The organism is Pseudomonas sp. LS44 (assembly GCF_024730785.1).
Lineage (GTDB): Bacteria > Pseudomonadota > Gammaproteobacteria > Pseudomonadales > Pseudomonadaceae > Aquipseudomonas.
The window spans coordinates 2,352,696-2,377,958 of the sequence record NZ_CP102830.1 but is presented as its reverse complement, the minus strand read 5'-3'; the positions used below and the strand labels follow the sequence as shown (position 1 = coordinate 2,377,958).

25 protein-coding genes are annotated in these 25,263 nt (G+C 57.9%); 9 read left to right on the top strand and 16 right to left on the bottom strand.

The features are described 5' to 3' along the window. Positions 1–27: 27 nt before the first annotated feature. The 5 genes from purB to NVV93_RS10515 form a co-directional block, all read right to left on the bottom strand. The gene (purB, locus tag NVV93_RS10535) at positions 28–1,398 is read right to left on the bottom strand and encodes an adenylosuccinate lyase (RefSeq protein ID WP_258250618.1); all 1,371 of its coding nucleotides are present in this window, start codon (positions 1,396–1,398) and stop codon (positions 28–30) included. A gap of 111 nt (positions 1,399–1,509) precedes the next feature. Further along, positions 1,510–2,130, bottom strand: coding sequence for a high frequency lysogenization protein HflD (hflD, locus tag NVV93_RS10530; RefSeq protein ID WP_258254334.1), 621 nt, complete (start codon positions 2,128–2,130; stop codon positions 1,510–1,512). Then, positions 2,127–3,257: a tRNA 2-thiouridine(34) synthase MnmA gene (gene mnmA, locus NVV93_RS10525; RefSeq protein WP_258250617.1), complete on the bottom strand. Its 1,131-nt coding sequence runs from the start codon at positions 3,255–3,257 to the stop codon at positions 2,127–2,129. Before mnmA ends, hflD begins: the two co-directional genes overlap by 4 nt. Positions 3,258–3,323: 66 nt before the next feature. After that, positions 3,324–3,770, bottom strand: a complete 447-nt coding sequence (locus NVV93_RS10520) for an NUDIX hydrolase (protein ID WP_258250616.1) — start codon at positions 3,768–3,770, stop codon at positions 3,324–3,326. Positions 3,771–3,919: 149 nt separating this feature from the next. Then, positions 3,920–6,145: an NADP-dependent isocitrate dehydrogenase gene (locus NVV93_RS10515; RefSeq protein WP_258250615.1), complete on the bottom strand. Its 2,226-nt coding sequence runs from the start codon at positions 6,143–6,145 to the stop codon at positions 3,920–3,922. 360 nt (positions 6,146–6,505) lie between these two features. On the opposite strand from NVV93_RS10515, the gene icd reads away from it, so the two are divergent. After that, entirely contained in the window at positions 6,506–7,762 is a 1,257-nt protein-coding gene (gene icd / locus NVV93_RS10510; protein WP_258250614.1) for an NADP-dependent isocitrate dehydrogenase, read from the top strand. A gap of 63 nt (positions 7,763–7,825) precedes the next feature. Here the strand turns inward: icd and cspD are convergent, their stop codons facing one another. Further along, positions 7,826–8,089: a cold shock domain-containing protein CspD gene (gene cspD / locus NVV93_RS10505; protein ID WP_258250613.1), complete on the bottom strand. Its 264-nt coding sequence runs from the start codon at positions 8,087–8,089 to the stop codon at positions 7,826–7,828. 224 nt (positions 8,090–8,313) lie between these two features. Here cspD and clpS point away from each other — a divergent pair, with 224 nt between their 5' ends. Continuing rightward, positions 8,314–8,676 (top strand): ATP-dependent Clp protease adapter ClpS, encoded by a 363-nt coding sequence (gene clpS / locus NVV93_RS10500; RefSeq protein ID WP_258254333.1) that lies wholly within the window; start codon positions 8,314–8,316, stop codon positions 8,674–8,676. 29 nt (positions 8,677–8,705) lie between these two features. Further along, a complete protein-coding gene (gene clpA, locus NVV93_RS10495; RefSeq protein WP_258250612.1) occupies positions 8,706–10,976 on the top strand; it encodes an ATP-dependent Clp protease ATP-binding subunit ClpA in 2,271 nt (756 codons plus the stop codon). 59 nt (positions 10,977–11,035) lie between these two features. On the opposite strand, the gene infA is transcribed toward clpA, so the two are convergent. The 4 genes from infA to trxB all read right to left on the bottom strand — a co-directional run bounded on the left by infA (position 11,036) and on the right by trxB (position 13,799). Continuing rightward, positions 11,036–11,254 (bottom strand): translation initiation factor IF-1, encoded by a 219-nt coding sequence (gene infA / locus NVV93_RS10490; RefSeq protein ID WP_002553999.1) that lies wholly within the window; start codon positions 11,252–11,254, stop codon positions 11,036–11,038. 100 nt (positions 11,255–11,354) lie between these two features. Next, positions 11,355–12,062, bottom strand: a complete 708-nt coding sequence (locus NVV93_RS10485) for an arginyltransferase (RefSeq protein ID WP_258250611.1) — start codon at positions 12,060–12,062, stop codon at positions 11,355–11,357. A 53-nt stretch (positions 12,063–12,115) separates the two neighbouring features. Then, positions 12,116–12,796: a leucyl/phenylalanyl-tRNA--protein transferase gene (gene aat / locus NVV93_RS10480; protein WP_258250610.1), complete on the bottom strand. Its 681-nt coding sequence runs from the start codon at positions 12,794–12,796 to the stop codon at positions 12,116–12,118. Positions 12,797–12,851: 55 nt separating this feature from the next. Then, positions 12,852–13,799 carry a thioredoxin-disulfide reductase gene (gene trxB, locus NVV93_RS10475; protein WP_258250609.1) on the bottom strand — a complete coding sequence of 316 codons (948 nt, stop codon included), beginning with the start codon at positions 13,797–13,799 and terminating at the stop codon, positions 12,852–12,854. A gap of 164 nt (positions 13,800–13,963) precedes the next feature. On the opposite strand from trxB, the gene ftsK reads away from it, so the two are divergent. From ftsK to cysG, 6 genes are all read left to right on the top strand, one after another. Beyond that, a complete protein-coding gene (ftsK, locus tag NVV93_RS10470) occupies positions 13,964–16,414 on the top strand; it encodes a DNA translocase FtsK (protein ID WP_309137394.1) in 2,451 nt (816 codons plus the stop codon). 141 nt (positions 16,415–16,555) lie between these two features. Next, on the top strand, positions 16,556–17,182 hold the full coding sequence (gene lolA / locus NVV93_RS10465; RefSeq protein WP_258250608.1) for an outer membrane lipoprotein chaperone LolA: 627 nt from the start codon (positions 16,556–16,558) through the stop codon (positions 17,180–17,182). 18 nt (positions 17,183–17,200) lie between these two features. Beyond that, a complete protein-coding gene (locus tag NVV93_RS10460; protein WP_258250607.1) occupies positions 17,201–18,526 on the top strand; it encodes a replication-associated recombination protein A in 1,326 nt (441 codons plus the stop codon). Then, on the top strand, positions 18,523–18,897 hold the full coding sequence (gene crcB, locus NVV93_RS10455) for a fluoride efflux transporter CrcB (RefSeq protein ID WP_258250606.1): 375 nt from the start codon (positions 18,523–18,525) through the stop codon (positions 18,895–18,897). The genes NVV93_RS10460 and crcB overlap by 4 nt, the downstream gene beginning before the upstream one ends. A 15-nt stretch (positions 18,898–18,912) precedes the next feature. After that, complete coding sequence (gene serS / locus NVV93_RS10450; protein WP_258250605.1) at positions 18,913–20,193, top strand: serine--tRNA ligase; 1,281 nt, start codon at positions 18,913–18,915, stop codon at positions 20,191–20,193. Between the two features lie 104 nt (positions 20,194–20,297). After that, positions 20,298–21,680, top strand: a complete 1,383-nt coding sequence (cysG, locus tag NVV93_RS10445; protein ID WP_258250604.1) for a siroheme synthase CysG — start codon at positions 20,298–20,300, stop codon at positions 21,678–21,680. Positions 21,681–21,699: 19 nt separating this feature from the next. On the opposite strand, the gene NVV93_RS10440 is transcribed toward cysG, so the two are convergent. The 6 genes from NVV93_RS10440 to tusD form a co-directional block, all read right to left on the bottom strand. Next, positions 21,700–22,701, bottom strand: coding sequence for a glutathione S-transferase family protein (locus tag NVV93_RS10440; RefSeq protein WP_258250603.1), 1,002 nt, complete (start codon positions 22,699–22,701; stop codon positions 21,700–21,702). Between the two features lie 88 nt (positions 22,702–22,789). Beyond that, positions 22,790–23,788: a glycosyl transferase family protein gene (locus tag NVV93_RS10435; RefSeq protein WP_258250602.1), complete on the bottom strand. Its 999-nt coding sequence runs from the start codon at positions 23,786–23,788 to the stop codon at positions 22,790–22,792. After that, positions 23,785–24,120, bottom strand: coding sequence for a TusE/DsrC/DsvC family sulfur relay protein (locus NVV93_RS10430; protein ID WP_258250601.1), 336 nt, complete (start codon positions 24,118–24,120; stop codon positions 23,785–23,787). Before NVV93_RS10430 ends, NVV93_RS10435 begins: the two co-directional genes overlap by 4 nt. Next, entirely contained in the window at positions 24,117–24,416 is a 300-nt protein-coding gene (tusB, locus tag NVV93_RS10425; RefSeq protein ID WP_258250600.1) for a sulfurtransferase complex subunit TusB, read from the bottom strand. The genes NVV93_RS10430 and tusB overlap by 4 nt, the downstream gene beginning before the upstream one ends. Beyond that, on the bottom strand, positions 24,416–24,775 hold the full coding sequence (gene tusC, locus NVV93_RS10420; RefSeq protein WP_258250599.1) for a sulfurtransferase complex subunit TusC: 360 nt from the start codon (positions 24,773–24,775) through the stop codon (positions 24,416–24,418). The genes tusB and tusC overlap by 1 nt, the downstream gene beginning before the upstream one ends. A gap of 2 nt (positions 24,776–24,777) precedes the next feature. Then, positions 24,778–25,170, bottom strand: coding sequence for a sulfurtransferase complex subunit TusD (gene tusD / locus NVV93_RS10415; RefSeq protein WP_258250598.1), 393 nt, complete (start codon positions 25,168–25,170; stop codon positions 24,778–24,780). Between the last annotated feature and the right edge of the window lie 93 nt (positions 25,171–25,263).

The following is a 25,263-nucleotide window of genomic DNA, read 5'->3' as shown; positions in this document are numbered from 1 at the left end:
GCCGGGCGTGCAAAAAAGAAGCTGTGATTAGACGCGCTTGGCTTGTGCTGCGGCATTGCCGATGTAGTTGGCTGGGGTCATGGCGCGAAGTTGATCCTTCGCCTCGGCGGGAATCTCCAGGCCGTCGATGAACTGCTGCAAGGCTTCGGCGCTGATGCCTTTGCCACGGGTCAATTCTTTTAACTTTTCGTATGCGTTCTCGACGCCGTAACGGCGCATTACGGTTTGCACTGGCTCGGCCAGTACTTCCCAGCATGCATTAAGATCCTCAGCAATCCGTTGAACATTAAGCTCCAACTTGCTGATTCCTTTGAGGCTGGATTCGTAGGCGATCACGCTATGAGCAAAGCCAACACCGAGATTGCGCAGTACGGTGGAGTCGGTCAGGTCACGCTGCCAGCGCGAAATTGGCAACTTGCTTGCCAGATGCTGGAGCAGGGCGTTGGCAATGCCGAGGTTGCCTTCCGAGTTCTCGAAATCGATCGGATTGACTTTGTGTGGCATGGTCGACGAGCCGATTTCGCCGGCCACGGTCTTCTGCTTGAAGTAACCGAGGGAGATATAGCCCCAAATATCCCGATCAAAGTCGATGAGGATGGTGTTGAAGCGGGCAACGGCGTCGAACAGTTCGGCGATGTAGTCGTGCGGCTCGATCTGTGTGGTGTAGGGGTTCCACTGCAGACCCAGATCGCCTTCGATAAAGTCGCGGGCGTTGGCTTCCCAATCGATCTGCGGGTAGGCCGACAGGTGAGCGTTGTAGTTGCCCACCGCGCCATTGATCTTGCCCAGTAGCGGCACGCCGGCAACTTGGTTGATCTGCCGCTCCAGGCGGTAGACCACGTTGGCCAGCTCTTTGCCCAGGCTGGTTGGGGAGGCTGGTTGGCCGTGGGTGCGCGAGAGCATCGGTACATCGGCAAAATTGACTGCCAATTCGCGAATGGCGCCGGCGATTTGTTTCATCAGCGGCAGCAGCACGTTGTCTCGACCTTCGCGTAGCATCAGTGCGTGCGACAGGTTGTTGATGTCTTCGCTGGTGCAGGCGAAGTGAATAAACTCACTGACTTTGGCCAATTCGGGCAACTTGGCGGCCTGCTCCTTGAGCAGGTATTCGACGGCTTTGACGTCGTGATTGGTGGTGCGCTCGATGTCTTTGACGCGCTGGGCATGCTCGATCTGGAAATCGGTAACCAGGCTGTCCAGAAGGGCGTTGGCTTCGGCGGAGAAGGGTGCGACTTCCGGCACTCCCGTATGCGCCGCCAGGCGCTGCAGCCAGCGTACTTCGACCATCACGCGGAAGCGGATCAGGCCGTACTCGCTGAAGATTGGGCGCAGGGCGCTAGTTTTACCGGCGTAACGGCCGTCGACGGGGGAAACCGCGGTGAGCGAGGAGAGCTGCATGGAAGGCGTTCTCGGACAGTCGGCTAACAAAATGGGCGCGTATCATACATGAAAAAGCCGGCCAAAATTCGGTCGGCCGATTAGCGTAGTTTCGTGGCGCATTGCCGAGGGCTAACCACGCAGCAGCGGATACAACTCGGTAAGCATCTTGCGGCGACTGAAAACTAGCTGCCAACGATGGCCGCCCAACTGTCGCCACAGGCGCGCGGAACGAATGCCGGTAAGCAGCAAGGCGCGGATTTTTGCGGCGTTATTGGGTTGCTGCAAATTGCGCATGTCGCCCTGCACCTGGATGCGCTGGCGGAAGGTGCTCAAGGTGTCCTGATAAATGGCTGCACAGTTCGCCACCACATTTTCATGGGTGAGGCCAAAGTGCTGCACCTGCTGCTGGACCTGGTCGAGGCGGCTGCCGATGACCTGCAGCATGTCATCGCGCTTGCTCAGTTGGCGCTCCAGCCCAAGCAGGGCCAGCGCATAGCGCAAGGGCTCGCGCTGCAGGCTGGAGGGCTCGCGCTCAAGGGCGCTGGCCAGGGCGCGGTAGCCGTCGCGCAAGTTAAGATCGTCGCCACCATAGACTTCCAGCGTATCCTTTGGATCGCGCACGAGCAGGCTACCTAGCATGCATGCCAAAGGTGTTTCGCTGATCTGTCCGGTGCGAGCGATTTTATCGACCAATGCTGCCGCTTCGAAAACTGCTCCTAATGCAACGAGCTGCTCCTGCATAGGAGTCATTGGCATGCATCCTTGCTGTTCCAAGGCACGGCAATCTCGATTACGCCGCCACCGAGACAAACCTCGCCGTCATAGAACACCACCGATTGTCCCGGAGTTACTGCGCGCTGGGGTTGATCGAAGATGGCGCGATAACCGCTGGCGGTTCTTTCCAGGGTACAGCCTTGATCGCTTTGGCGATAACGCACTTTGGCTGTCAGTTTGCGCGGCTGGCTAAGATCTATGGGGTTGACCCAATAGATATCCGAGGACAAGAGGGCTCGCGCAAACAGCCATGGGTGGTCATTGCCTTGGCCGACGGTCAGCACATTGCGCTCAAGATCTTTATGCAACACGTACCAGGGCTCTTCACCAGCATCTTTCAAGCCGCCGATACCTAGGCCCTGACGTTGGCCGATGGTGTGATACATCAGGCCGCTGTGACGACCGATTACCTGGCCTTCGGTATTCTCGATATTGCCTGGCTGGGCGGGCAGGTATTGCTTGAGGAAGTCGCTAAAACGACGCTCGCCGATGAAGCAGATTCCGGTGGAGTCCTTCTTTTTGGCGGTAGCCAGTTCGTATTGCTCGGCAATAGCGCGTACCGCTGGCTTCTCCAGTTCGCCGACGGGAAACAAGGTCTTGGCAATTTGGTCACCGCCAACCGCATGCAGGAAGTAGCTTTGATCCTTGTTCGGATCGAGACCCTTGAGCAGTTCAGTGCGATCTTCCTTGTCACGACGGCGCACGTAGTGACCGGTAGCGATCAGGTCGGCGCCGAGCATCAGCGCATAATCGAGAAACGCTTTGAACTTGATTTCGCGGTTGCAAAGAATATCCGGGTTTGGGGTGCGACCCGCTTTGTATTCGGCGAGAAAGTGTTCGAATACGTTGTCCCAATATTCTGCGGCGAAGTTGGCGGTATGCAGCTTGATACCCAGCTTGTCGCAGACCGCTTGGGCGTCCGCCAGATCGTCCATCGCCGTGCAGTATTCGGTGCCGTCGTCCTCCTCCCAATTTTTCATGAAAAGACCTTCCACCTGATACCCCTGCTGCATCAACAGAAGAGCGGAGACGGAGGAGTCAACGCCGCCGGACATGCCGACGATTACACGTTGTGGGGTTGCACTGCGGATGGGGTCGGACATAGCGGTACGGGAGATTTACTCGGCAAAGATTGAGGATTCTACATTAGCCACTGCAGGGGTGCGATTTCAGGCGGAAGGGCGAATCAGGCTCAGCGCGAATCGCTCGCCGGCAAGATAGTCATCGACACAGCGCAAAACCAGTTCACTGCGCCAGCGCTCGGGCTGCGCGGCCAGTTCGTCACGGGTCAGCCAATGCGGGCCGATGATGCCTTCGTCTAGCGGCAAGTCGGGGTGGTGGCGCAGGGGGCGAGCGGCGAAGCATATGCGCTGGTAAGTCACGCCGTTACTCGGGGCGGTATAGAGGTAGATGCCGGTCACTGCGGTGAGTTCGACATCCCAGCCAGTTTCCTCGAGGGTTTCGCGAAGCGCGGCCTGAATGAGGCTTTCGGCGGCGTCCAAGTGGCCGGCCGGCTGGTTAAAAACCGCCCGGCCATCAGCCATTTCCTCTACGAGCAGAAACCGCCCTTGATCTTCGACGACTGTTGCAACGGTGATGTGGGGCTGCCAAAGCATCTTGGGCTTCCTAGTAAAAAGGTGGCAATCATAGCAGCAGGCGAGAGCTGCCTTTTCCGGATTCCGCCTGATTTGCAGGACGGAAACAAGAACCCCGGCGCATGGCCGGGGTTCCGTTCATCGGGCGTGGTTAGCGCCTGGCGCTAATTTCAATGCAGCGCGTCGATTGCCGCATTGAATGTGACGCTTGGACGCATGACCTTGTTGGTCAGCTCTGGATTCGAGCGGTAGTAACCGCCGATGTCCACTGGCTTGCCCTGAGCGGAGTTCAGTTCGGCAACGATAGTTGCTTCCTGTTCGGACAGGGTGCTCGCCAGTTGGCGGAAGCGGGCTTTCAGATCGGTGTCTTCGTCCTGTGCTGCCAGAGCTTGCGCCCAATACAGCGCCAGATAGAAGTGGCTGCCGCGGTTATCCAGTTCGCCGGTTTTGCGCGATGGGGACTTGTTGTTGTCCAGCAGTTTGCCAGTGGCCTCGTCCAGGGTCTTGCCCAGCAGTTTGGCTTTGGTGTTGCTGGTCTTGATGCCGGTTTCTTCGAGCGAGACGGCCAGAGCCAGGAACTCACCAAGTGAATCCCAGCGCAGGTGGTTCTCTTCGGTCAACTGTTGCACGTGTTTCGGTGCGGAGCCGCCGGCGCCGGTTTCGTACATGCCGCCACCGGCCATCAGCGGGACGATAGATAGCATTTTCGCTGAGGTGCCCAGTTCCATGATGGGGAACAGGTCGGTCAGGTAGTCACGCAGGACGTTACCGGTCACCGAGATGGTGTCCTGGCCGCGGATCTGGCGTTCCATGCTCGTGCGAATGGCTTCGTTGTAGCCCATGATCTGGATGTCGAGGCCGTTCAGGTCGTAATCCTGCAGGTAGGTTTCGACTTTCTTTTGCAGCTGCCGGTCATGGGCGCGCTCTGGGTCCAGCCAAAAGATGGCCGGGGTATTGGACTGACGGGCGCGAGTAACGGCCAGCTTGACCCAGTCACGGATTGGAGCGTCTTTAGTCTGGCAGGCACGCCAGATATCACCGGCTTCAACCTCGTGCTGCATCAGCACAGTGCCGTCAGCCAGGACTGCGCGCATGGTGCCATTGGCATGCATTTCGAAGGTCTTGTCGTGGGACCCGTATTCCTCGGCTTTCTGCGCCATCAGGCCGACGTTTGGCACGGTACCCATGGTGGTCGGGTCGAACGCGCCGTTGGTTTTGCAGAAATTGATCATTTCTTGATAGATACGGGCGTAGGTGCTTTCCGGCATCACCGCCTTGGTGTCTTTCTGCTTGCCGTCTTTGCCCCACATCTGGCCAGAGTTGCGGATCATGGCCGGCATCGAAGCGTCAACGATGACGTCGCTCGGGATGTGCAGGTTGGTGATGCCCTTGACGGAATCGACCATCGCCATTTCCGGGCGGTCGCTGTAGCAGGCGTGGATGTCATTCAGGATCTCTTCCTGCTGCGAAGCTGGCAGAGATTTGATCTTGTCATACACGCTGCTGAGCCCATTGTTCGGGTTGACGCCCAGCTCTTCGAACAGCTTGCCGTACTTCTCGAACGCGTCTTTGTAATACACGCTAACGGCGTGGCCGAAGACGATCGGGTGGGACACCTTCATCATCGTCGCCTTGACGTGCAGCGACCACATTACGCCGGTCTCTTTGCATTCCTGCAGCGTTCTTTCGAGGAACTCACGCAACTTCCGGCAGCTCATGAACATGCCGTCGAGTACTTCGCCTTCTTCCAGGTGCAGTTGTTTCTTGACTTCAACCTGGCCGTCTTTACCGACGAATTCGATGCGAATGTCACCAGCCTTGCCCATGGTGATGGACTGCTCGCTCGAGAAGAAATCGCCGCCGCGCATGTAGTCCGCGTGCGACTGCGACGCCATGCTCCACTTGCCCATCGAATGCGGATGCTTGCGGGCGAACGCCTTGACTGCGGCAGGTGCGCGGCGGTCAGAGTTGCCTTCGCGCAGAACCGGGTTCACCGCGCTGCCAAGAATTTTGCCGTATCGAGTGCGGGTGTCTTTCTCTTGTTCGGTCTGCGGATCTTCCGGGAAGTCCGGGACCTTGTAGCCCAGCGCCTGCAGTTCGGCGATTGCACCTTTGAGCTGCGGCACGGAAGCGCTGATGTTCGGTAGCTTGATGATGTTGGCGTCTGGCGAAGTGGCCAGAGTTGCTAGCTGAGCAAGGTCATCTTCTACCTCTTTATCAGCGTCAAGCTGGTCGGAGAAACTGGCCAGAATGCGCCCGGCTAGAGAGATATCACGAGTTTCGACGTCTATCCCGGCGGAGGCGGCGAAGGCCTTCACGATAGGGAGAAGTGAGTAGGTAGCAAGCGCGGGAGCTTCGTCGGTGAAGGTATAGGTAATTTTCGAGCGGATGGACATTAACTATTAACTCTCTTCTTTGCTGGGCGTGCAGAGAATCTCGATATGCGCGGGGTAGGCGCTTTCGCTCAATGTCAGCGTTGAGCTGAAATTCGAGAGTTGCCGCGGGGGTGGGTTGTGGCACCAGTAGAGTGTTGTACGGTCAAGTCATGGTGGGGACCCGGCCGTGGCGAGGGTTGGGAGCCTGGTTTCAGGCTGTCTTGACCTCGATGACTATTAAGTCACGGCGCGCAGTATACCACCGCATTAGGGGGGTGAGGTGTGCACCTTATTTAAACTAACGGAGGTGTGGTTTCAGTCGGGGCAAGTAGGCTACCCTCAGAGGTTGCAAGAAGTTTTAACCACAACGTGGAGTTCAGCATGGGATACCAAAAGATCCAGGTCCCGGCAGCCGGTGACAAAATCACTGTAAATGCCGACCTGTCCCTGAATGTACCGAACAATCCAATCATCCCGTTCATCGAGGGTGATGGTATCGGTGTCGATATCAGCCCCGTCATGATCAAGGTGGTTGACGCTGCAGTAAGCAAGGCATATGGCGGCGCCCGCAAGATTTCCTGGATGGAGGTCTATGCAGGTGAAAAAGCCACTCAAGTCTACGACCAAGACACCTGGCTGCCGAAAGAGACCCTGGAAGTTGTGCGCGACTATGTGGTCTCCATCAAGGGCCCGCTGACCACTCCGGTTGGTGGTGGTATCCGCTCGCTGAACGTGGCGCTGCGTCAAGAGCTCGACCTATACGTTTGTCTGCGCCCTGTGCGCTGGTTCGAAGGTGTTCCCAGTCCGGTCAAGAAGCCTGGCGACGTCGACATGACAATTTTCCGTGAAAACTCGGAAGATATTTATGCTGGCATCGAATGGAAAGCCGGTTCGCCGGAAGCGACCAAGGTCATCAAGTTCCTCCAAGAGGAAATGGGCGTTACCAAAATTCGTTTCGACGAGAACTGCGGTATCGGCGTTAAGCCGGTTTCTAAGGAAGGCACCAAGCGACTGGCGCGTAAAGCACTGCAGTATGTCGTTGATAACGACCGCGACTCGCTGACGATCGTGCACAAAGGCAACATCATGAAGTTCACCGAAGGTGCCTTCAAAGAGTGGGCCTATGAAATTGCCGCGGAAGAGTTTGGGGCGACCTTGCTCGATGGTGGTCCTTGGATGCAGTTCAAGAATCCCAAAACTGGCAAAAATGTGATCGTCAAAGACGCCATTGCTGACGCCATGCTCCAGCAAATCCTGCTGCGCCCAGCCGAATACGATGTGATCGCTACTTTGAACCTGAATGGCGACTATCTGTCCGACGCCTTGGCGGCGGAAGTGGGTGGTATCGGTATCGCTCCAGGTGCCAACCTATCTGACACCGTGGCTATGTTCGAGGCCACCCACGGCACCGCACCGAAATATGCCGGTAAAGATCAGGTGAACCCCGGTTCATTGATTCTTTCCGCAGAGATGATGCTGCGCCATATGGGCTGGATAGAAGCTGCTGACTTGATTATCAAAGGCACCAATGGCGCTATTTCGGCCAAAACCGTGACCTATGATTTCGAGCGTCTGATGGATGGCGCGACCCTGCTGTCGTGTTCGGCGTTCGGTGATGCGCTGATCTCTCATATGTAAGCTGATCTGCGTTAAGAAAAAGGCCGGTCAAGTGACCGGCCTTTTTTATGTGCTGCTATTAGTCTAAGCCTCGATGGGAGTGGTCTCGGCATGTAGAGCTACGGCAGGAGCATCTGTTGAAACGGTTGCGGCGCTGATATTGATGGCGTGCAAACCTTTAGGGCCCTGAACGATATCGAAGCTTACCGGTTGGCCAGCTTTAAGCGTCTTGTAGCCTTCCATTTGGATAGCCGAGTAGTGGGCGAACAGGTCTTCATCTCGTCCGTCGGCCAGAATAAATCCATAGCCCTTGGCGTTGTTGAACCACTTGACCTTACCGCTAAGCATGCTGATATCCCTCTGCAAAGGACTCCATAGCTGGAGTATCATCCACCCTATTCCGCGCAAATGACCGATCGGGATGAGACGCGGAACTCCTGATACCCGAGATGGGTATTCTCTGTTTGTAACACCCTTTTGCTGTTAGTCAAGGCTATACGGCGGCCACCTGCGAAATGGATCAAAATCTGTCTAGCATCGTTATTTTCCAGCGGCGAACCTTTCATTCCAATATGCGTGTAAGCAGTGAGATTCGACTAACATTCAATCAAGATCATCCTGCTCCGCATGAGGGTGATTCATTCGGTGTGGCAGTGCAGGAGGCCAAACCGAAGTTGCAGGTACCACCCATGTACAAGGTGGTTCTTTTCAACGATGACTACACACCTATGGATTTTGTGGTCGAAGTGCTCGAGGTTTTTTTCAACCTGAACAGGGAGCTGGCAACCAAGATCATGCTGGCCGTCCATACAGAGGGAAGGGCAGTGTGCGGAGTGTTTACCCGGGACATCGCTGAAACCAAGGCTATGCAGGTCAACCAGTACGCGAGAGAGTGCCAGCATCCGCTACTCTGTGAGATCGAGAAGGACGGTTAGTTCCGGCCGCTTGGGTATGAGGTGAAGCTATGTTAAACCGAGAGCTCGAAGTCACCCTCAATCTGGCTTTCAAGGAGGCTCGCGCAAAGCGTCATGAGTTCATGACGGTTGAGCACCTACTGTTAGCGCTTTTGGATAATGAGGCCGCAGCCAGCGTGCTGCGCGCATGTGGCGCTAATTTAGAAAAGCTGCGGAGAGATCTGCAGGAATTTATCGATTCGACCACGCCATTAATTCCTCAGCATGATGAAGATCGTGAAACTCAGCCGACACTGGGCTTTCAGCGTGTTCTTCAGCGCGCTGTGTTTCATGTGCAAAGTTCCGGCAAGCGCGAAGTAACGGGCGCCAATGTGCTCGTGGCAATTTTCAGCGAGCAGGAAAGTCAGGCCGTGTTTCTACTGAAGCAGCAAAGCATTGCCCGCATCGATGTGGTCAATTTCATCGCCCACGGCATTTCCAAGGTGCCTGGTCATGGCGATAGTTCGTTGAATGATCAAGAAATGCAGGACGATGAGGGGGGGGAACCTTCTCCTTCTGGAAATCCCCTCGATGCCTATGCCAGTAATTTGAATGATTTGGCACGCCAAGGCCGCATCGATCCACTGGTCGGACGTGAGCTGGAGGTCGAGCGTGTCGCTCAGATTTTGGCGCGTCGCCGCAAGAATAACCCGCTTTTAGTGGGTGAGGCTGGGGTTGGCAAGACGGCCATTGCCGAGGGCTTAGCGAAGCGCATTGTGGATAATCAGGTGCCAGATTTGCTGGCCGAAAGCGTGGTTTATTCGCTGGATCTAGGCGCGCTGCTCGCGGGGACAAAGTATCGCGGCGACTTCGAGAAACGCTTCAAAGCTCTACTTAATGAGCTGCGTAAGCGGCCCCACGCGATCCTATTTATCGATGAAATCCATACCATTATCGGCGCTGGTGCTGCGTCCGGAGGCGTTATGGATGCCTCCAACTTGCTTAAGCCGATGCTTTCTTCTGGTGAAATACGCTGTATCGGCTCAACGACTTTTCAAGAATTCCGCGGCATCTTTGAGAAAGATCGCGCATTGGCGCGACGCTTCCAAAAGGTGGATGTCACAGAGCCTTCGGTTGAAGACACCATCGGCATCTTGCGTGGTCTGAAAGCGCGTTTCGAGCAACATCACAGTATCGAGTACAGCGACGAGGCGTTGCGCGCAGCGGCTGAGCTGGCCGCACGCTATATCAATGACCGGCACATGCCGGACAAGGCCATCGATGTCATCGATGAGGCGGGTGCATATCAGCGCCTGCAGCCCCTAGAAAAGCGCGCCAAGCGTATCGAGGTGGCGCAGGTTGAAGATATCGTCGCGAAAATTGCGCGAATCCCGCCGCGCAATGTCACTAGCTCGGATAAGGAGCTGCTGCGCAATCTGGAGCGCGATCTCAAGCTCACCGTATTTGGTCAGGAGCCTGCAATTGATTCGTTGGCTACGGCGATCAAGCTATCCCGCGCCGGACTCAAATCACCGGATAAACCGGTTGGCTCCTTCCTGTTTGCCGGCCCCACCGGTGTAGGTAAGACGGAAGCGGCGAGACAGCTGGCCAAGGCCATGGGCATTGAGCTGGTGCGTTTTGACATGTCTGAGTACATGGAGCGGCACACGGTTTCGCGCCTGATCGGTGCTCCACCTGGATATGTCGGATTCGATCAGGGTGGATTGCTGACTGAAGCGATTACCAAGATGCCGCACTGTGTATTGTTACTCGATGAAATCGAGAAGGCTCATCCCGAGGTGTTCAACCTGCTTCTGCAGGTGATGGATCACGGAACGCTAACCGATAACAACGGGCGTAAGGCAGACTTCCGCAATGTCATTTTGATCATGACTACCAACGCTGGGGCCGAAATTGCAGCGAGGGCGTCGATCGGTTTTACCCATCAAGATCACTCCACCGATGCGATGGAGGTTATCAAGAAGAGCTTCACGCCGGAGTTCCGTAACCGTCTGGATACGATTATCCAGTTTGGTCGTCTCAGTCATGAAGTGATCAAGAGCATCGTCGACAAGTTCCTTACTGAGCTGCAAGCGCAGCTGGAGGACAAGCATGTCACTCTGGAGGTCAGCGATGCCGCTCGAGGCTGGCTTGCTGAGGCTGGATACGATGTGCAGATGGGTGCTAGGCCGATGGCGCGTTTGATTCAGGACAAGATCAAGCGCCCGCTCGCTGAGGAGATCCTTTTTGGCGAACTGGCTGAGCATGGCGGTGTGGTGCACATTGATCTCAAAGACGGCGAGCTGTCCTTTGAGTTCGAGACAACGGCTGAGCTCGCTTAGCTTTTAGTGCGGACAACAAAAACGCCCGGCATCTGCCGGGCGTTTTTGTTTGGACTGGCTTAGCGCGCGCGGTAGGTAATGCGGCCTTTGCTCAAGTCATAGGGCGTCAATTCGACACGCACTTTATCGCCAGTCAGGATACGAATGTAGTTTTTGCGCATCTTGCCGGAGATGTGCGCTGTTACGACGTGCCCGTTTTCCAACTCCACGCGGAACATGGTGTTGGGCAGGGTGTCGACGACAGTGCCTTCCATTTCGAAGCTGTCTTCTTTCGACATGCAGTAAAGCCCTCGGTATTCAGTGAATGGCCCGAAGCAACAAGCTCCAAGCAAAATCGGCGTGCATTGTGCCCGAAAACGGGGTAATGCGCCAAGGGCTTCAGGTTAACGTCACCCATCGTTGATTGACGAATAGTTCAATTGGCCGGTATTGGGTCTTGTAATTCATCTTGCGGCAATTTTTGATCCAGTAACCAAGATAGACAGCCTTCAAGCCCAGGCGAGCGCTCTCGCCAATTTGCCAAAGGATGGCGAAGCGACCCAGGCTACGGCGTTCTTCATCGGGATCGTAAAAGGTGTAGACCGCAGAGAGGCCGTTAGGCAGTGCATCGGTTACCGCAATCGCCAGCAGCCGACCTGCTAGCCGGAACTCGTAAAAACGGGCGAAGGGCAGGTCGCGAACCAAAAAAGTTGAGAATTGCTCACGGCTGGGAGGGTACATATCGCCATCGGCATGGCGCTGTTCGATATAGCGGACATACAGGGCGTAATACTCTTCTGTGTAAGAAGGGCGCACAGCTAGAACCTGCAGGTCCGAGTTGCGTTTAATAATCCGCCGCTGTTGCCGATTAGGGGCGAATTTTTCGGCCGGGATACGTGCTGGAACGCAGGCGCTACAACGCTGGCAATGCGGGCGATACAAATGATCGCCGCTACGGCGAAAGCCTACTTCTGAAAGCTCGGCATAGACCTCCACATCCATCGGCTGACTGGGGTCGAGAAACAGGGTGGTGGCCTGCTCCTCGGGCAGATAGCTGCAAGGATGTGGCTGAGTGGCATAAAACTTCAGGCGCGCCAGCTCGGTCATGGTTATGTCTCGGGTAAGCCTTGAGTAAGTGTATGCCAGCCTTCCGGCCTCGCCTAGGCGAGCCAGTCGGCTGCAGTATCTTGATCAAGATGGCGAGCCAGATAGTCGGCAAACTGGGCGCGGGGGATGGCGCGGGCGCCGAGGCTATGCAGGTGTTGAGTCGGCATCTGGCAGTCGATGAGGGCGAATCCCCACTCCTGCAATTGTTCAACAAGCGTTACGAAACCGACTTTGGATGCATTGTCGATGCGGCTGAACATGGACTCGCCGAAGAACAGTTGGCCCATTGCCAGGCCGTAGAGGCCGCCCACCAACTCGTCACCACGCCACACTTCGACTGAATGGGCGATGCCTCGTGCGTGCAGCTCTAGATAAGCGGACTGCATGGGTAAGGTTATCCATGTGCCATTGGCATAGTCGCGAGGTGCTGAGCAGGCGCGGATGACGGCGGCGAAGTCCTGATCGAAGGTGACCTTGAGCTGACCCTGGCGCATGAATTTGCTCAGGCTGCGAGACACATGCAGCTCGTCCGGAAATAGGACGGTGCGCGGATCGGGGGACCACCAGAGAAGTGGCTGACCATCTTGGTACCAGGGGAAACAACCGTGTCGATAAGCCTGAATCAGTCTCTCGGCACTCAAATCGCCGCCAGCCGCCAATAAGCCGTTGGGCTCATGTAGCGCTTTCTCTAGCGGGGGGAAGTCCAGTGAGTTGCGTTGCAGCCAGGTAAGCATGGCAAGTTCCGCGGAGGAGGGCAGTGCGTCAAGGCGGCGCGCTGCCCGTTGGCAGTCAAACGTCGAGGTACTTTTCTGCGTCAAGCGCGGCCATGCAACCAGCACCTGCCGAGGTGATAGCTTGACGATATACATGGTCCGCAACGTCGCCGGCGGCGAACACGCCGTCGATCGCTGTGGCGGTGGCATTGCCTTCACTGCCGCCTTTGATTAGCAGGTAGCCGTCGCGCATCTCCAACTGCCCGTGGAACAGGTCAGTATTCGGCTTGTGACCGATAGCGATGAATACACCGGCCAGCTGCAACTCCTTGGTTTCACCGCTCTGAGTGTTTTTCAGGCGGGCTCCGGTAACGCCAGTGGCGTCGCCGAGCACTTCGTCGAGACTGTGATTCCAATGCAAACGGATATTGCCGTTGGCGGCCTTCTCGAACAGTTTGTCCTGCAAGATTTTCTCGGAGCGCAGTTTGTCGCGACGATGGATTAGGTGAACTTCCTTGGCGATATTGGACAGATACAGCGCTTCTTCAACGGCGGTATTGCCGCCGCCAACTACGCAGACGACCTGATTGCGATAGAAAAAACCGTCACAGGTCGCGCACGCCGAAACGCCTTTGCCTGCAAATGCCTCCTCCGAAGGTAAACCCAGGTACTGGGCAGAGGCGCCAGTGGCGATGATCAATGCGTCACAGGTATAGGTGCCGCTGTCGCCTTTCAGTGTGAAAGGGCGTTGTTGCAACTCAGCTGTATGAATGTGGTCGTAGACAATCTCGGTGTCGAAGCGCTCGGCATGCTTCTGCATCCGCTCCATTAATGCCGGCCCGGTCAGGCCTTCGACGTCACCCGGCCAGTTGTCTACTTCGGTGGTAATGGTGAGCTGGCCGCCAGGCTGAATTCCGGTGATGACGGTTGGCTTGAGATTGGCCCGCGCGGCATACACGGCAGCACTATAACCAGCCGGGCCAGAGCCCAGAATAATCAGCCGTGAATGCTTGACTTCACTCATAAAAACACCTCATAAGCCTTTGTCACAAAAGAGAATGCATGCTCAAATTGAGCCGCGCGAAAGCAACTGGTAGCTATGCTACACCGAAGCAGAGTGGGAGCGAGAGCTCTACGGCTACGTCCTGGCATGATGTGTTCAAAGCCGTACAATAGGCGCCATTTCTGCTGTCATTCGATTGTTGGGCGCGCCATCGGCGCAGGAAACGACGCGTTTTGAAGAATTCGAATACCACTACCCAAGCCTCTGTGTGGCGCCAGCAATTGCCCTACCGGCTCAAGGAAGGGGCGCTGATTGCGCTTGGAGCGCTGTGCCTCTACTTATGGATGGCATTGCTGACCTACGATCAGAATGATCCAGGCTGGACCCACACCAGCAATGTTGATCAGGTACAGAATTCAGCCGGTCGTGCGGGTGCCTGGTTCGCCGACATCCTGTTCATGGCCTTGGGCTATTTCGCTTATTTGTTCCCGCTACTGCTGGCGGTAAAGACCTGGCAAGTATTCCGTGCCCGGCATCAGGCATGGCAGTGGAGCGGTTGGTTGTTCTCCTGGCGCATGATCGGCCTGGTATTTCTCGTCCTTTCTGGCGCTGCCTTGGCTTACATCCATTTTCATCCGGGCAACAGCATGCCAGCCTCGGCGGGTGGCGCGCTCGGTGAAAGCCTCGGCCAGTTAGCCGTGGCGGCGCTCAATGTGCAGGGCAGCACGCTGCTGTTAATCGCCTTCTTTCTGTTTGGGCTGACGGTGTTTACCGACCTCTCCTGGTTCAAGGTGATGGACCTCACCGGGAAAATCACTCTTGATCTGGCAGAGCTGATTCAGAATGCTGCCAATCGCTGGTGGAGCGCCCGGGTCGAACGTAAGCAACTGGTTGCACAGCTGCGCGAAGTAGATAAACGCGTCAGCGAAGTCGCCGCCCCAGTAGTTCCGGATCGTCGTGAGCAAGCCCGGGTCAAGGAACGCTTGATCGAGCGCGAAGAAGCCCTCAGCAAACACATGACTGAGCGCGAGAAACGTCCGCCTGTGACGATCACTCCGCCGGAACCAGCCAAAGCGATCGAGCCCAGCAAGCGCGTGCAGAAAGAGAAGCAGGCGCCGCTGTTCGTCGATAGTGCTGTAGAAGGCACGTTGCCGCCGATTTCCATCCTCGATCGCGCCGAGAAAAAGCAGAAGAGCTTCTCGCCAGAGTCGCTGGAAGCTATGTCGCGCCTGCTGGAAATCAAACTTAAAGAATTTGGCGTCGAAGTCATCGTCGAATCGGTACATCCCGGTCCAGTGATCACCCGGTTTGAAATTCAACCGGCGGCTGGGGTCAAAGTCAGTCGAATCTCCAATCTGGCCAAGGACCTGGCGCGCTCGCTGGCGGTTATCAGCGTACGTGTGGTCGAGGTTATTCCTGGCAAGACCACCGTCGGCATTGAGATTCCCAACGAGGATCGGCAAATCGTGCGCTTCTCCGAAGTGCTCGAGTCAAATGAGTACGACGATGCCAAATCACCGGTGACCATTGCCCTCGGGCATGACATTGGCGGTAAGCCGGTTATCGCCGACCTGGCGCGAATGCCGCATTTGCTGGTCGCCGGCACCACGGGCTCCGGTAAGTCGGTTGGTGTCAACGCGATGATCCTGTCGATCTTGTTCAAGTCGACCCCGGAGCACGCGCGGTTGATCATGATCGACCCGAAGATGCTCGAACTGTCGATTTATGAAGGCATACCGCATCTCCTGTGCCCGGTAGTCACCGACATGAAGGAGGCGGCCAACGCATTGCGTTGGAGCGTCGCCGAGATGGACCGGCGCTATAAGCTGATGGCCGCCATGGGCGTTCGTAACCTGGCCGGCTTCAATCGCAAGATCAAGGATGCCGAGGAGGCGGGCACGCCGCTCACCGACCCGCTGTACCGCCGCGAAAGCATGGAAGATCAGGCGCCGCTGCTGAAGACATTGCCGACTATCGTGGTCGTCGTCGACGAATTCGCCGACATGATGATGATCGTTGGCAAGAAGGTCGAAGAGCTGATCGCGCGGATTGCCCAGAAGGCTCGTGCGGCGGGCATCCACCTGATTCTCGCCACCCAGCGGCCTTCGGTGGACGTGATTACCGGTCTGATCAAGGCCAACATCCCGACTCGCATGGCGTTCCAGGTATCCAGCAAGATCGACTCGCGCACCATTCTTGACCAAGGCGGCGCCGAGCAGCTGTTGGGGCATGGCGACATGCTCTACCTGCCGCCCGGTACCGGTCTGCCGATTCGCGTCCACGGTGCGTTCGTTTCCGACGAGGAAGTCCATCGCGTGGTCGAGGCTTGGAAGCTGCGCGGCGCACCGGACTATATCGAAGACATCCTTGCCGGAGCCGAAGAAGGTCCCAGCGGTAGTTTCGATGGTGGCGAAGGCGGTGGCGAGGGCAGCGAAGAAGATCCGCTATATGACGAAGCGGTCCGTTTCGTCACCGAGAGCCGTCGTGCGTCGATCTCTGCGGTGCAGCGCAAACTCAAAATCGGTTACAACCGCGCCGCTCGCATGATCGAGGCGATGGAGATGGCCGGGGTTGTGACCTCGATGAGCACCAATGGCTCACGCGAAGTCATCGCACCAGGTCCGATTCGCGATTGAGCAGCGGCCGTTCGCCGGCCGCTGTAGTCGTCTCGCTGGCTGGGTATTGGCCGCCGACTGCCTGTAAACTCTGCTTTTTATTCTTTCGCGCCAGCATGCGCTGCAGCGAAGCCCGCAGTTACATCCTGATAGAGGACTTTCATGCGCCTGATTCGCATGTTGTTGATCGCAGCACTGAGCGTTGCCGCCCTGACCGCACAGGCGGATGACCAGGCAGCTATTCAGCGCCTGACCGAAATGCTCAACAAAGCCCAGACCATCAGTGGCCGCTTCTCGCAGTTGACGTTGGATGGCTCCGGCACCCAACTGCAGGAAACCGCCGGGGAAATGACGCTGAAGCGCCCAGGGCTGTTCCGCTGGCATACCGATGCGCCGATGGAGCAACTGCTGGTCTCCAATGGCGAGAAAGTCTGGCTATACGATCCGGATTTGCAGCAAGTAACTATCCAGACCCTTGACCAGCGCTTGACCCATACGCCGGCCTTGCTGCTGTCTGGCGACGTATCGAAGATCAGCGAGAACTTCGAGATCAGCTACAAGGAAGCCGGCGACGTCGTCGACTTCACGCTCAAGCCAAAGGCCAAGGACACGCTGTTCGACAATCTGCGCCTGTCGTTCCGTAAGGGCAGCATCAATGACATGCAGCTGATCGACAGCGTCGGCCAGCGCACCAATATCCTGTTCTTCGGCGTGAAGATGAATCAACCGGTGGATGCCGGCCAGTTCACCTTCCAGATCCCTGAAGGCGCCGACGTCATTCAGGAATAAGAGGTCGCCCACGCGCCCATGGACCTGTTCCGCTCCACACCAATCGCCCAGCCCCTGGCCGCTCGTTTACGGGCGACCAGTCTGGATGAGTACGTCGGTCAGGAGCACTTGCTGGCGCCGGGTAAGCCCCTGCGCGAAGCGCTGGAGCAGGGCGCGCTGCACTCGATGATCTTCTGGGGCCCACCCGGGGTCGGAAAGACTACTCTGGCGAAGTTGCTGGCGCAGGTCTCCGATGCGCATTTCGAGACGATTTCCGCGGTGCTTTCCGGGGTCAAGGAAATTCGTCAGTCCGTCGAGATGGCCAAACAGCAGGCTGCTCAATACGGCAAGCGCACCATCCTGTTCGTCGATGAAGTGCACCGCTTCAACAAGTCGCAACAGGATGCGTTCCTGCCTTATGTAGAAGACGGCACGCTGATTTTCATTGGTGCCACCACCGAAAACCCGTCGTTCGAACTGAACAACGCGCTGCTATCGCGGGCGCGTGTCTACGTCCTGAAAAGTCTCGACGAAAGCGCGCTGCACAAGTTGGTGCAGCGCGCCTTGATGGAAGAAAAGGGCCTCGGCAAACGCCAATTGCAATTGCCCGACGAGAGCTTCCAGATTCTCTTGGCGGCTGCCGATGGCGATGGCCGCCGCCTGCTCAACCTTCTGGAAAACGCCGCTGACCTGGTCGAAGACGGCGACACGATTGGCAGCGAGCTGTTGCAGAACCTTCTAGGTGATAGCCGCCGGCGGTTCGATAAGGGCGGTGAAGCGTTCTACGACCAGATTTCCGCGCTGCACAAATCAGTGCGCGGCTCCAATCCCGATGCCGCGCTGTACTGGTTCGCGCGCATGCTTGATGGCGGTTGCGATGCGCTGTATCTGGCGCGCCGCGTGGTGCGTATGGCCAGCGAAGAAGTCGGCAATGCCGATCCGCGCGCCTTACCTTTGTGTCTATCGGCCTGGGAAGTTCAGGAGCGCCTCGGCAGTCCGGAAGGTGAGCTGGCGATTGCCCAAGCCATCGTTTATCTGGCCTGCGCGCCGAAAAGCAATGCGGTCTACACCGCCTTCAAGGCGGCGATGCGGGATGTTGCCGAGAACGGCTCGTTGGAAGTACCCCTGCACTTGCGCAACGCGCCGACCAAGCTGATGAAGGAACTGGGTTATGGCGATGAATACCGCTACGCCCACGACGAGCTAGACGCCTATGCCGCCGGCGAGGATTACTTCCCCGAGGCCATGCAGCCGCGCCAGTACTACCAGCCCGTCGCCCGCGGACTTGAGTTGAAAATACGTGACAAGCTCCAGCATCTGGCAGCTCAGGATCGCGCCAGCCCAAGACAAAGGAGAAAGCCATGATGCCGCTGATTCTCGCCGTTGCCGTGGGCGGCATGATCGGCACGTTACTGAGATTTGCTACCGGCAATTGGGTCACCGCCCATTGGCCGCAACATTTTTATCTGGCTACAGTGGCGGTCAACATCGTCGGTTGCCTGCTGATTGGCTACCTGTACGGCGTGTTCCTGATTCGCCCGGATATCCCGCTGGAGCTGCGTGCCGGATTAATGGTTGGATTCCTGGGCGGGCTGACGACTTTTTCTTCCTTTTCGCTCGACACCTTGCGCTTGCTGGAAACCGGGCAAGCGCCGCTGGCTCTGGGTTATGCCGCCGCCAGTGTGCTGGGCGGTGTGCTGGCGACCTGGGCCGGACTGACTTTTGCGAAACTCTGATAGACGAGAACCAACATGCTCGATTCCAAACTGATACGCAGCGAACTGGCCAACGTGGCCGAGCGCTTGGCGACCCGCGGCTTCCAACTGGATGTGGCGCGCATCGAGGCGCTCGAAGCGCAACGCAAGACCGTGCAAACCCGTACCGAACAATTGCAGGCCGAGCGCAATGCGCGCTCCAAGTCGATTGGCCACGCCAAGGCGCGTGGTGAGGACATCGCACCGCTGATGGCCGATGTCGAGCGGATGGCGGGTGAGTTGAGCGAGGGCAAACAGGAGCTGGACGCCATCCAGGCCGAGCTTGATGCGATTCTCTTGGGTTTGCCGAATTTGCCCCATGAGTCGGTGCCGGTCGGCGCGGACGAAGAGAGCAATGTCGAAGTTCGTCGTTGGGGCAGCCCGCGGACCTTTGATTTCGCCGTTCAGGATCACGTCGCGCTTGGCGAACAGCATGGCTGGCTGGATTTCGAAACCGCCGCCAAGCTCTCTGGCGCGCGTTTCGCCCTGCTGCGTGGGCCAATCGCCCGTCTGCACCGCGCTCTGGCGCAGTTCATGATCGATCTGCATACCGCCGAGCATGGCTACGAAGAGGCCTACACCCCTTATCTGGTTCAGGCGCCGGCTCTGCAGGGGACCGGTCAATTGCCCAAGTTCGAGGAAGATCTGTTCAAGATCAGCCGCGAAGGCGAGGCCGATTTCTATCTGATCCCGACTGCCGAGGTGTCGTTGACCAACATCGTCGCCGGCGAAATTCTCGATGCCAAACAACTGCCGGTTAAGTTGGTTGCGCATACGCCGTGCTTCCGCAGTGAAGCCGGTGCGTCCGGGCGCGATACCCGTGGGATGATCCGTCAGCACCAATTCGACAAGGTCGAGATGGTCCAGATTGTCGAACCGAGCAAATCCGCCGAGGCGCTGGAAGGCCTGACCGCTAACGCCGAAAAAGTCCTGCAACTACTCGAGCTGCCCTATCGCGTGCTGGCGCTGTGCACGGGCGACATGGGTTTCAGCGCGGTGAAAACCTACGATCTGGAGGTCTGGGTGCCCAGCCAGGACAAATACCGCGAGATTTCCTCGTGTTCCAACTGCGGTGACTTCCAGGCCCGCCGCATGCAGGCGCGTTGGCGCAACCCGGAAACCGGCAAGCCAGAGCTGGTGCATACCCTCAATGGCTCCGGCCTGGCGGTCGGCCGGACGTTGGTTGCCGTATTGGAGAACAACCAGCAGGCTGACGGCAGCATTCGCGTACCGGCCGCGCTCAAACCGTATATGGGTGGCATCGAGGTGATTGGCTAACGCCAATTGCCGTTATAAGGCCACACTCAATCCGGCCTGCCTGGATTGAGTGTGGCTCCTACCTAGAGTTTGCGCAGGTTCCTTTCCGCTACTGAGTCGCCGCCATGGATTTCCTCCCGCTGTTCCACAACCTTAAAGATCGCACCGTGCTGGTTGTCGGGGGCGGTGAGGTGGCGCTTCGCAAGGCACGCTTGCTCGCTGATGCTGGCGCGCGTTTGCGTCTGGTAACCCCGGCAGTGCTTGATGAGTTGCGCGACCTGGTCGCCGAGAACGGCGGGCAATTGCGCTTGCGTGGTTATGAACTGGACGATCTCGATGAGGCCGTGCTGGTTATCGCCGCCACCGACGACGAACCGCTGAATGCGCAAATCTCCGCTCAAGCGCAGGCGCGCAGCTTGCCGGTCAATGTGGTGGATTCACCGGCGCTCTGCACGGTGATCTTTCCCGCGATCGTCGATCGCTCGCCGCTGATCGTCGCGGTTTCCAGCGGTGGTGATGCACCGGTACTGGCGCGCTTGACCAGGGCCAAGATCGAAACCTGGATTCCCGCTGCATACGGTCAACTGGCCGGATTAGCCAAGCTATTCCGCTCGCGAGTCAAAGCCTTGCTGCCCAACGTGCAACAACGCCGCGTGTTTTGGGAGGAGGTCTTTCAAGGGCCGATTGCCGAGCGCGTGCTCGCTGGACAAGTTGGCGAGGCCGAGCGGCTACTCGAAGAGCGCCTGGCCGGCGCAGTGCCGCAAGCGCTTGGCGAGGTTTATCTGGTCGGCGCCGGCCCGGGCGATCCAGATCTGCTGACGTTCCGTGCTCTGCGTCTGATGCAGCAGGCTGATGTGGTGCTGTATGACCGTTTGGTGGCACCGGCGATTATCGAACTGTGCCGCCGTGATGCCGAGCGAATCTACGTCGGCAAGCAGCGCGCCGAACACGCGTTGCCCCAACAGCAGATCAACCAACACTTGGTCGAGCTGGCCCGGCAAGGTAAGCGGGTGCTGCGTCTGAAGGGCGGCGATCCGTTCATCTTCGGCCGTGGCGGCGAGGAAATCGAAGAGTTGGCCACCCATGGCATTCCCTTCCAGGTGGTGCCCGGCATCACTGCGGCGAGTGGTTGCGCCGCGTACGCGGGAATTCCGCTCACCCATCGCGATTATGCGCAGTCGGTGCGCTTCGTCACTGGCCATCTCAAGGATGGCAGTTGTGACCTGCCCTGGAAGGAATTGGTCGCGCCGGGCCAGACCCTGGTGTTCTACATGGGCTTGGTGGGCTTGCCGATGATCTGCCAGCAGCTGATGCGCCACGGCAGTGCTGCCGACACCCCCGCGGCGCTGATCCAACAGGGTACGACCAGCAGTCAGCGGGTATTCACGGGCACGTTAGCCAACTTGTCGGATCTAGTGGCTGAGCACGAAGTGCATGCGCCGACGTTGGTCATCGTTGGCGATGTGGTGCGTCTGCGCGACAAGCTGGCCTGGTTCGAAGGGCAATAGGCCATGCTCTTCAATGCCGCTATAGACTGCCAGCGATTCCCTTGCCCGGTAGACGCTGGCGGTTATGCGCTTGGCTGAAATCCAACTGCGGTCCAAGCGGCACGACCCCGGTCGGATTGATGGTGCGATGGCTGGCGTAGTAATGGTGTTTGATGTGCTCGAAATCCACTGTCGACGCCACATCCGGCCATTGATAGAGCTCGAGTAGCCAATTCGACAGATTCGGATAGTCGGCAATGCGCTTCAAGTTGCATTTGAAGTGGCCGTGGTACACCGCGTCGAAACGGATCAGCGTGGTGAACAGCCGCCAATCGGCTTCGGTCAGGTATTCGCCGGTCAAGTAACGGTGTTCGCCGAGGCGATTTTCCAGCCAATTAAGCTCATCGAACAGCGCAACAAACGCCTCTTCATAGGCGTCCTGACTGGTGGCGAAGCCGGCCTTGTACACGCCGTTGTTGATAGCCGGATAGATGCGCGCGTTAAGGGCATCTATTTCCTCGCGCAAGTGGGCGGGGTATAGATCCAGATGGTTGCCGGTCAGGCCGTCGAATGCCGTATTGAACATGCGGATGATTTCCGCCGACTCATTGCTGACGATGCAGTTCTGCTGTTTGTCCCACAGCGCCGGCACTGTGACGCGACCGCTGTAATGCGGATTATCAAGGGTGTAGCGCTGGTGCAGATAAGTCAGCTCTTCGAGCGCGTCGCCGTTTGAGCCATGGGCGGTATCGAAGGTCCAGCCTTGTTCGCCCATCAACCAGCTGACCACTGATACATCGATCAACGCTTCCAGCCCTTTGAGCTTGCGGAAAATCAAGGTGCGGTGGGCCCAAGGGCAGGCTAGCGATACATACAGGTGGTAGCGGCCCGGCTCGGCACGAAAGCCGCCAACGCCACTGGGGCCGGGGGCGCCATCCGCGCTGACCCAGTTACGCCGTTGCGCGTCTTCGCGACGGAAACGCCCATCGCGCTTGGTGTCATACCACTGGTCACGCCAATGGCCATCGATTAACAGGCCCATTGCTCTGGCTCCTCGACTTAGTCGGATAGAGCCAGTCTAGGTCAGCTTGCTCGAACGAATGGTTGAAATCCCGCGTCGTTTTAATCGATCAAATCGATTGATTGCGGGTTTGCCAATATTCTTCGGCCTGTGCGAAGGCCTGTTCCCGATCAGCGCCCAAGCCCACCAGGGCCAAGGCCATGGTCGAAAGCACCGCCTGCTGAGCGTATTCGTCCTCTACCTGGCCACGCCAGAAGGCGAGCAGATGTTGCGGCTCGAGTCGGTCGGGTTTGACGTGGCGCAAGGCCGACAACGCTGGCCATTCGGCATCCCAGCTTTCCCCGTTGCGGGTGCCGAAGAGATGGTTGCGGGCATCGGGATTTATCTCGATCTCGCCACCTTCGCCTTTAACGACGATCGCGGTATCGCCGAGCAAGCGGCTGGCTTCGCGGTGGGCCTCTTGGTAGCCCGGATGGAAAATGCTCTGCAGGCCGCAGCGAGCCTTGAGCGGGTTGAGGATGCGCGCGAGCGAATGAATCGGCGAGCGCAGGCCGAGGGTATTGCGCAGGTCGATCATCCGTTGCAGTTGCGGCATCCAATCGCCCAGTGGGCTGAACGCCAGATGCTGTTCGTCCAGCGCGCGGCTGACCGCTTGCCAATCGCGGCACAGCGGAATCTGCAACAGTTCGAGAAACTGTTCGCTATACAGGCGCCCAGCGGTATGGGCACCGCCACCGTGAATGAGGATACGCACGCCATGACCAGCCAGGCATTTGGCCGCCAAGAGAAACCAGGGCAGGTGGCGTTTTTTTCCTGCGTAACTCGGCCAGTCGAGATCGACAGCTATCTGCGGAGCATCCAGACGAGCGCGTACCGCTTCGGTGAAACCAGCAAGCTCGGTCGCGTTTTCCTCCTTGTGGCGCAACAACATCAGGAAAGCGCCGAGCTGCGTGTCTTCGACTTTGCCATCGAGCAGCATGCCCATGGCTTCGCGAGCTTCTTCTTGAGTCATGTCGCGTGCGCCGCGCTTGCCTTTGCCGAGAATGCGCACAAAAGGAGCGAAGGGGTGTTCGGCCGGAGTCGTAAGCGTCAGCGGGGAGGCGGTCATAGGCAATTGGTCGGCTTGGGCAGGCCTGCCAACTTGGCGGCCAGTTTGGCGGGAGTACCCTTGAACAGGCGGTTGAGATGCAGGCTGTTGCCTTTCTCCGGGCCAAGTTTCAGGGCGGTGTATTTGATCAGCGGGCGGGTGGCCGGCGAGAGCTGGAACTCGCTGTAGAACGTGCGCAGCAGTTGGAGGATTTCCCAATGCTCGTCGCTGAGCACCAATTCTTCCTGGGCCGCCAGTGCTTCGGCGATCTGCGGGGACCAGACCTCGCGATCGACCAGATAGCCGTCCTTGTCCAGCGCGATGTTTTGATCGCCGAGGTGTAAGACAGTCATAGCCAGCTATTGACCTTATCGAAGCGGGTGCAGAGTTCAACGAAGGCCGGATAATCCACGGGCTGCACTCGCATGGGAACAGAGAGGCCGCGCGCCTGCAGGTCTTCGCTCAGCGCAAACAGGGCGATGCTGTCAGGCATCAATTCCAGCACTTGGCGCTGGGCGGTCGCCGCCTGGAGCGCGTAGACCGCGTCACCGCTCAGTAGTAGCGCATCGTTGGCGCCTAACAAGCGCAGGCAACTGCTTAGCCGGCTGTCGCTGAATGGCGAATGGGACAGGACATGTAAGGTAGCCATCAGAGGGTAATCACTTGGTCGTATTGATCGAGAAGCTGGCTAAGCCCCGCGTCATCCAGATTTTGGACGGGCAGACTCAATCCATCCAGCTGCATTCCCCGTTCGCTCAGACTGCGACTCGACACATAGAGCGACTCGATGCCGAATAGCGGCAGCGCTTGCAGGTTGGCGGTCAGATCCTTTTGTTGCACGGCGGCGGAGTGTTGGTTGCCAGCCAGCTGGAACACGCCATCGTCGAGAAACAGCAGGCCGATCGGTAGATCGAACGCGCCACCGGCGAGGGCGATATCCAGCGCTTCACGGGCATTCGGTCCAGACCAAGGTGCTTGGCGAGTGATGATCAGCAGCGATTTGCTCATCGTCACGCTCCCCCAAAACAGATCAGGCGATCGGCGAGCTGGGTGGCCTCATGTAATTGCCCGAGGCCAGATAAGTCCCACGGCTGGGCCAGGCTGGCGGCATTGCGCTCATAGCGTCGGGCCTCTTCCTCATTGAGGATGCCGCGACGCAGGGCAGCCGCGATGCAGACCACGCCGTCCAGCTGCTCGTCGCGAACAAAGGCAGTCCATTCGGCGGCGCAGTCCAGCTCGTCTTGGGGGGCGACGATACTGGCCGATGCGCTATGTACGCCGTCCTGATAGAAAAACAGCCGCACGATCTCATGCCCGCCCGCAAGTACAGCCTGGGCGAAACGCAGGGCGCGCCGCGAAGGGGGTGCATGAGGCGGAGAGAAGAGGGCGATGGCGAATTTCATGGCATACCTTGACGGTTCGAAGCTGCCGAAATGATACGGCCTGGACGCTCAAAGTGCTCGTTGCAGACACGAAAAAGCCCGCCGAAGCGGGCT

What these genes read in the sequence shown, in the direction of transcription:
- purB (WP_258250618.1), bottom strand. Translation starts at nt 1,398, where the DNA reads ATGCAGCTCTCCTCGCTCACCGCGGTTTCCCCCGTCGACGGCCGTTAC.
- hflD (WP_258254334.1), bottom strand. Translation starts at nt 2,130, where the DNA reads ATGACTCCTATGCAGGAGCAGCTCGTTGCATTAGGAGCAGTTTTCGAA.
- mnmA (WP_258250617.1), bottom strand. Translation starts at nt 3,257, where the DNA reads ATGTCCGACCCCATCCGCAGTGCAACCCCACAACGTGTAATCGTCGGC.
- NVV93_RS10520 (WP_258250616.1), bottom strand. Translation starts at nt 3,770, where the DNA reads ATGCTTTGGCAGCCCCACATCACCGTTGCAACAGTCGTCGAAGATCAA.
- NVV93_RS10515 (WP_258250615.1), bottom strand. Translation starts at nt 6,145, where the DNA reads ATGTCCATCCGCTCGAAAATTACCTATACCTTCACCGACGAAGCTCCC.
- icd (WP_258250614.1), top strand. Translation starts at nt 6,506, where the DNA reads ATGGGATACCAAAAGATCCAGGTCCCGGCAGCCGGTGACAAAATCACT.
- cspD (WP_258250613.1), bottom strand. Translation starts at nt 8,089, where the DNA reads ATGCTTAGCGGTAAGGTCAAGTGGTTCAACAACGCCAAGGGCTATGGA.
- clpS (WP_258254333.1), top strand. Translation starts at nt 8,314, where the DNA reads ATGCGTGTAAGCAGTGAGATTCGACTAACATTCAATCAAGATCATCCT.
- clpA (WP_258250612.1), top strand. Translation starts at nt 8,706, where the DNA reads ATGTTAAACCGAGAGCTCGAAGTCACCCTCAATCTGGCTTTCAAGGAG.
- infA (WP_002553999.1), bottom strand. Translation starts at nt 11,254, where the DNA reads ATGTCGAAAGAAGACAGCTTCGAAATGGAAGGCACTGTCGTCGACACC.
- NVV93_RS10485 (WP_258250611.1), bottom strand. Translation starts at nt 12,062, where the DNA reads ATGACCGAGCTGGCGCGCCTGAAGTTTTATGCCACTCAGCCACATCCT.
- aat (WP_258250610.1), bottom strand. Translation starts at nt 12,796, where the DNA reads ATGCTTACCTGGCTGCAACGCAACTCACTGGACTTCCCCCCGCTAGAG.
- trxB (WP_258250609.1), bottom strand. Translation starts at nt 13,799, where the DNA reads ATGAGTGAAGTCAAGCATTCACGGCTGATTATTCTGGGCTCTGGCCCG.
- lolA (WP_258250608.1), top strand. Translation starts at nt 16,556, where the DNA reads ATGCGCCTGATTCGCATGTTGTTGATCGCAGCACTGAGCGTTGCCGCC.
- NVV93_RS10460 (WP_258250607.1), top strand. Translation starts at nt 17,201, where the DNA reads ATGGACCTGTTCCGCTCCACACCAATCGCCCAGCCCCTGGCCGCTCGT.
- crcB (WP_258250606.1), top strand. Translation starts at nt 18,523, where the DNA reads ATGATGCCGCTGATTCTCGCCGTTGCCGTGGGCGGCATGATCGGCACG.
- serS (WP_258250605.1), top strand. Translation starts at nt 18,913, where the DNA reads ATGCTCGATTCCAAACTGATACGCAGCGAACTGGCCAACGTGGCCGAG.
- cysG (WP_258250604.1), top strand. Translation starts at nt 20,298, where the DNA reads ATGGATTTCCTCCCGCTGTTCCACAACCTTAAAGATCGCACCGTGCTG.
- NVV93_RS10440 (WP_258250603.1), bottom strand. Translation starts at nt 22,701, where the DNA reads ATGGGCCTGTTAATCGATGGCCATTGGCGTGACCAGTGGTATGACACC.
- NVV93_RS10435 (WP_258250602.1), bottom strand. Translation starts at nt 23,788, where the DNA reads ATGACCGCCTCCCCGCTGACGCTTACGACTCCGGCCGAACACCCCTTC.
- NVV93_RS10430 (WP_258250601.1), bottom strand. Translation starts at nt 24,120, where the DNA reads ATGACTGTCTTACACCTCGGCGATCAAAACATCGCGCTGGACAAGGAC.
- tusB (WP_258250600.1), bottom strand. Translation starts at nt 24,416, where the DNA reads ATGGCTACCTTACATGTCCTGTCCCATTCGCCATTCAGCGACAGCCGG.
- tusC (WP_258250599.1), bottom strand. Translation starts at nt 24,775, where the DNA reads ATGAGCAAATCGCTGCTGATCATCACTCGCCAAGCACCTTGGTCTGGA.
- tusD (WP_258250598.1), bottom strand. Translation starts at nt 25,170, where the DNA reads ATGAAATTCGCCATCGCCCTCTTCTCTCCGCCTCATGCACCCCCTTCG.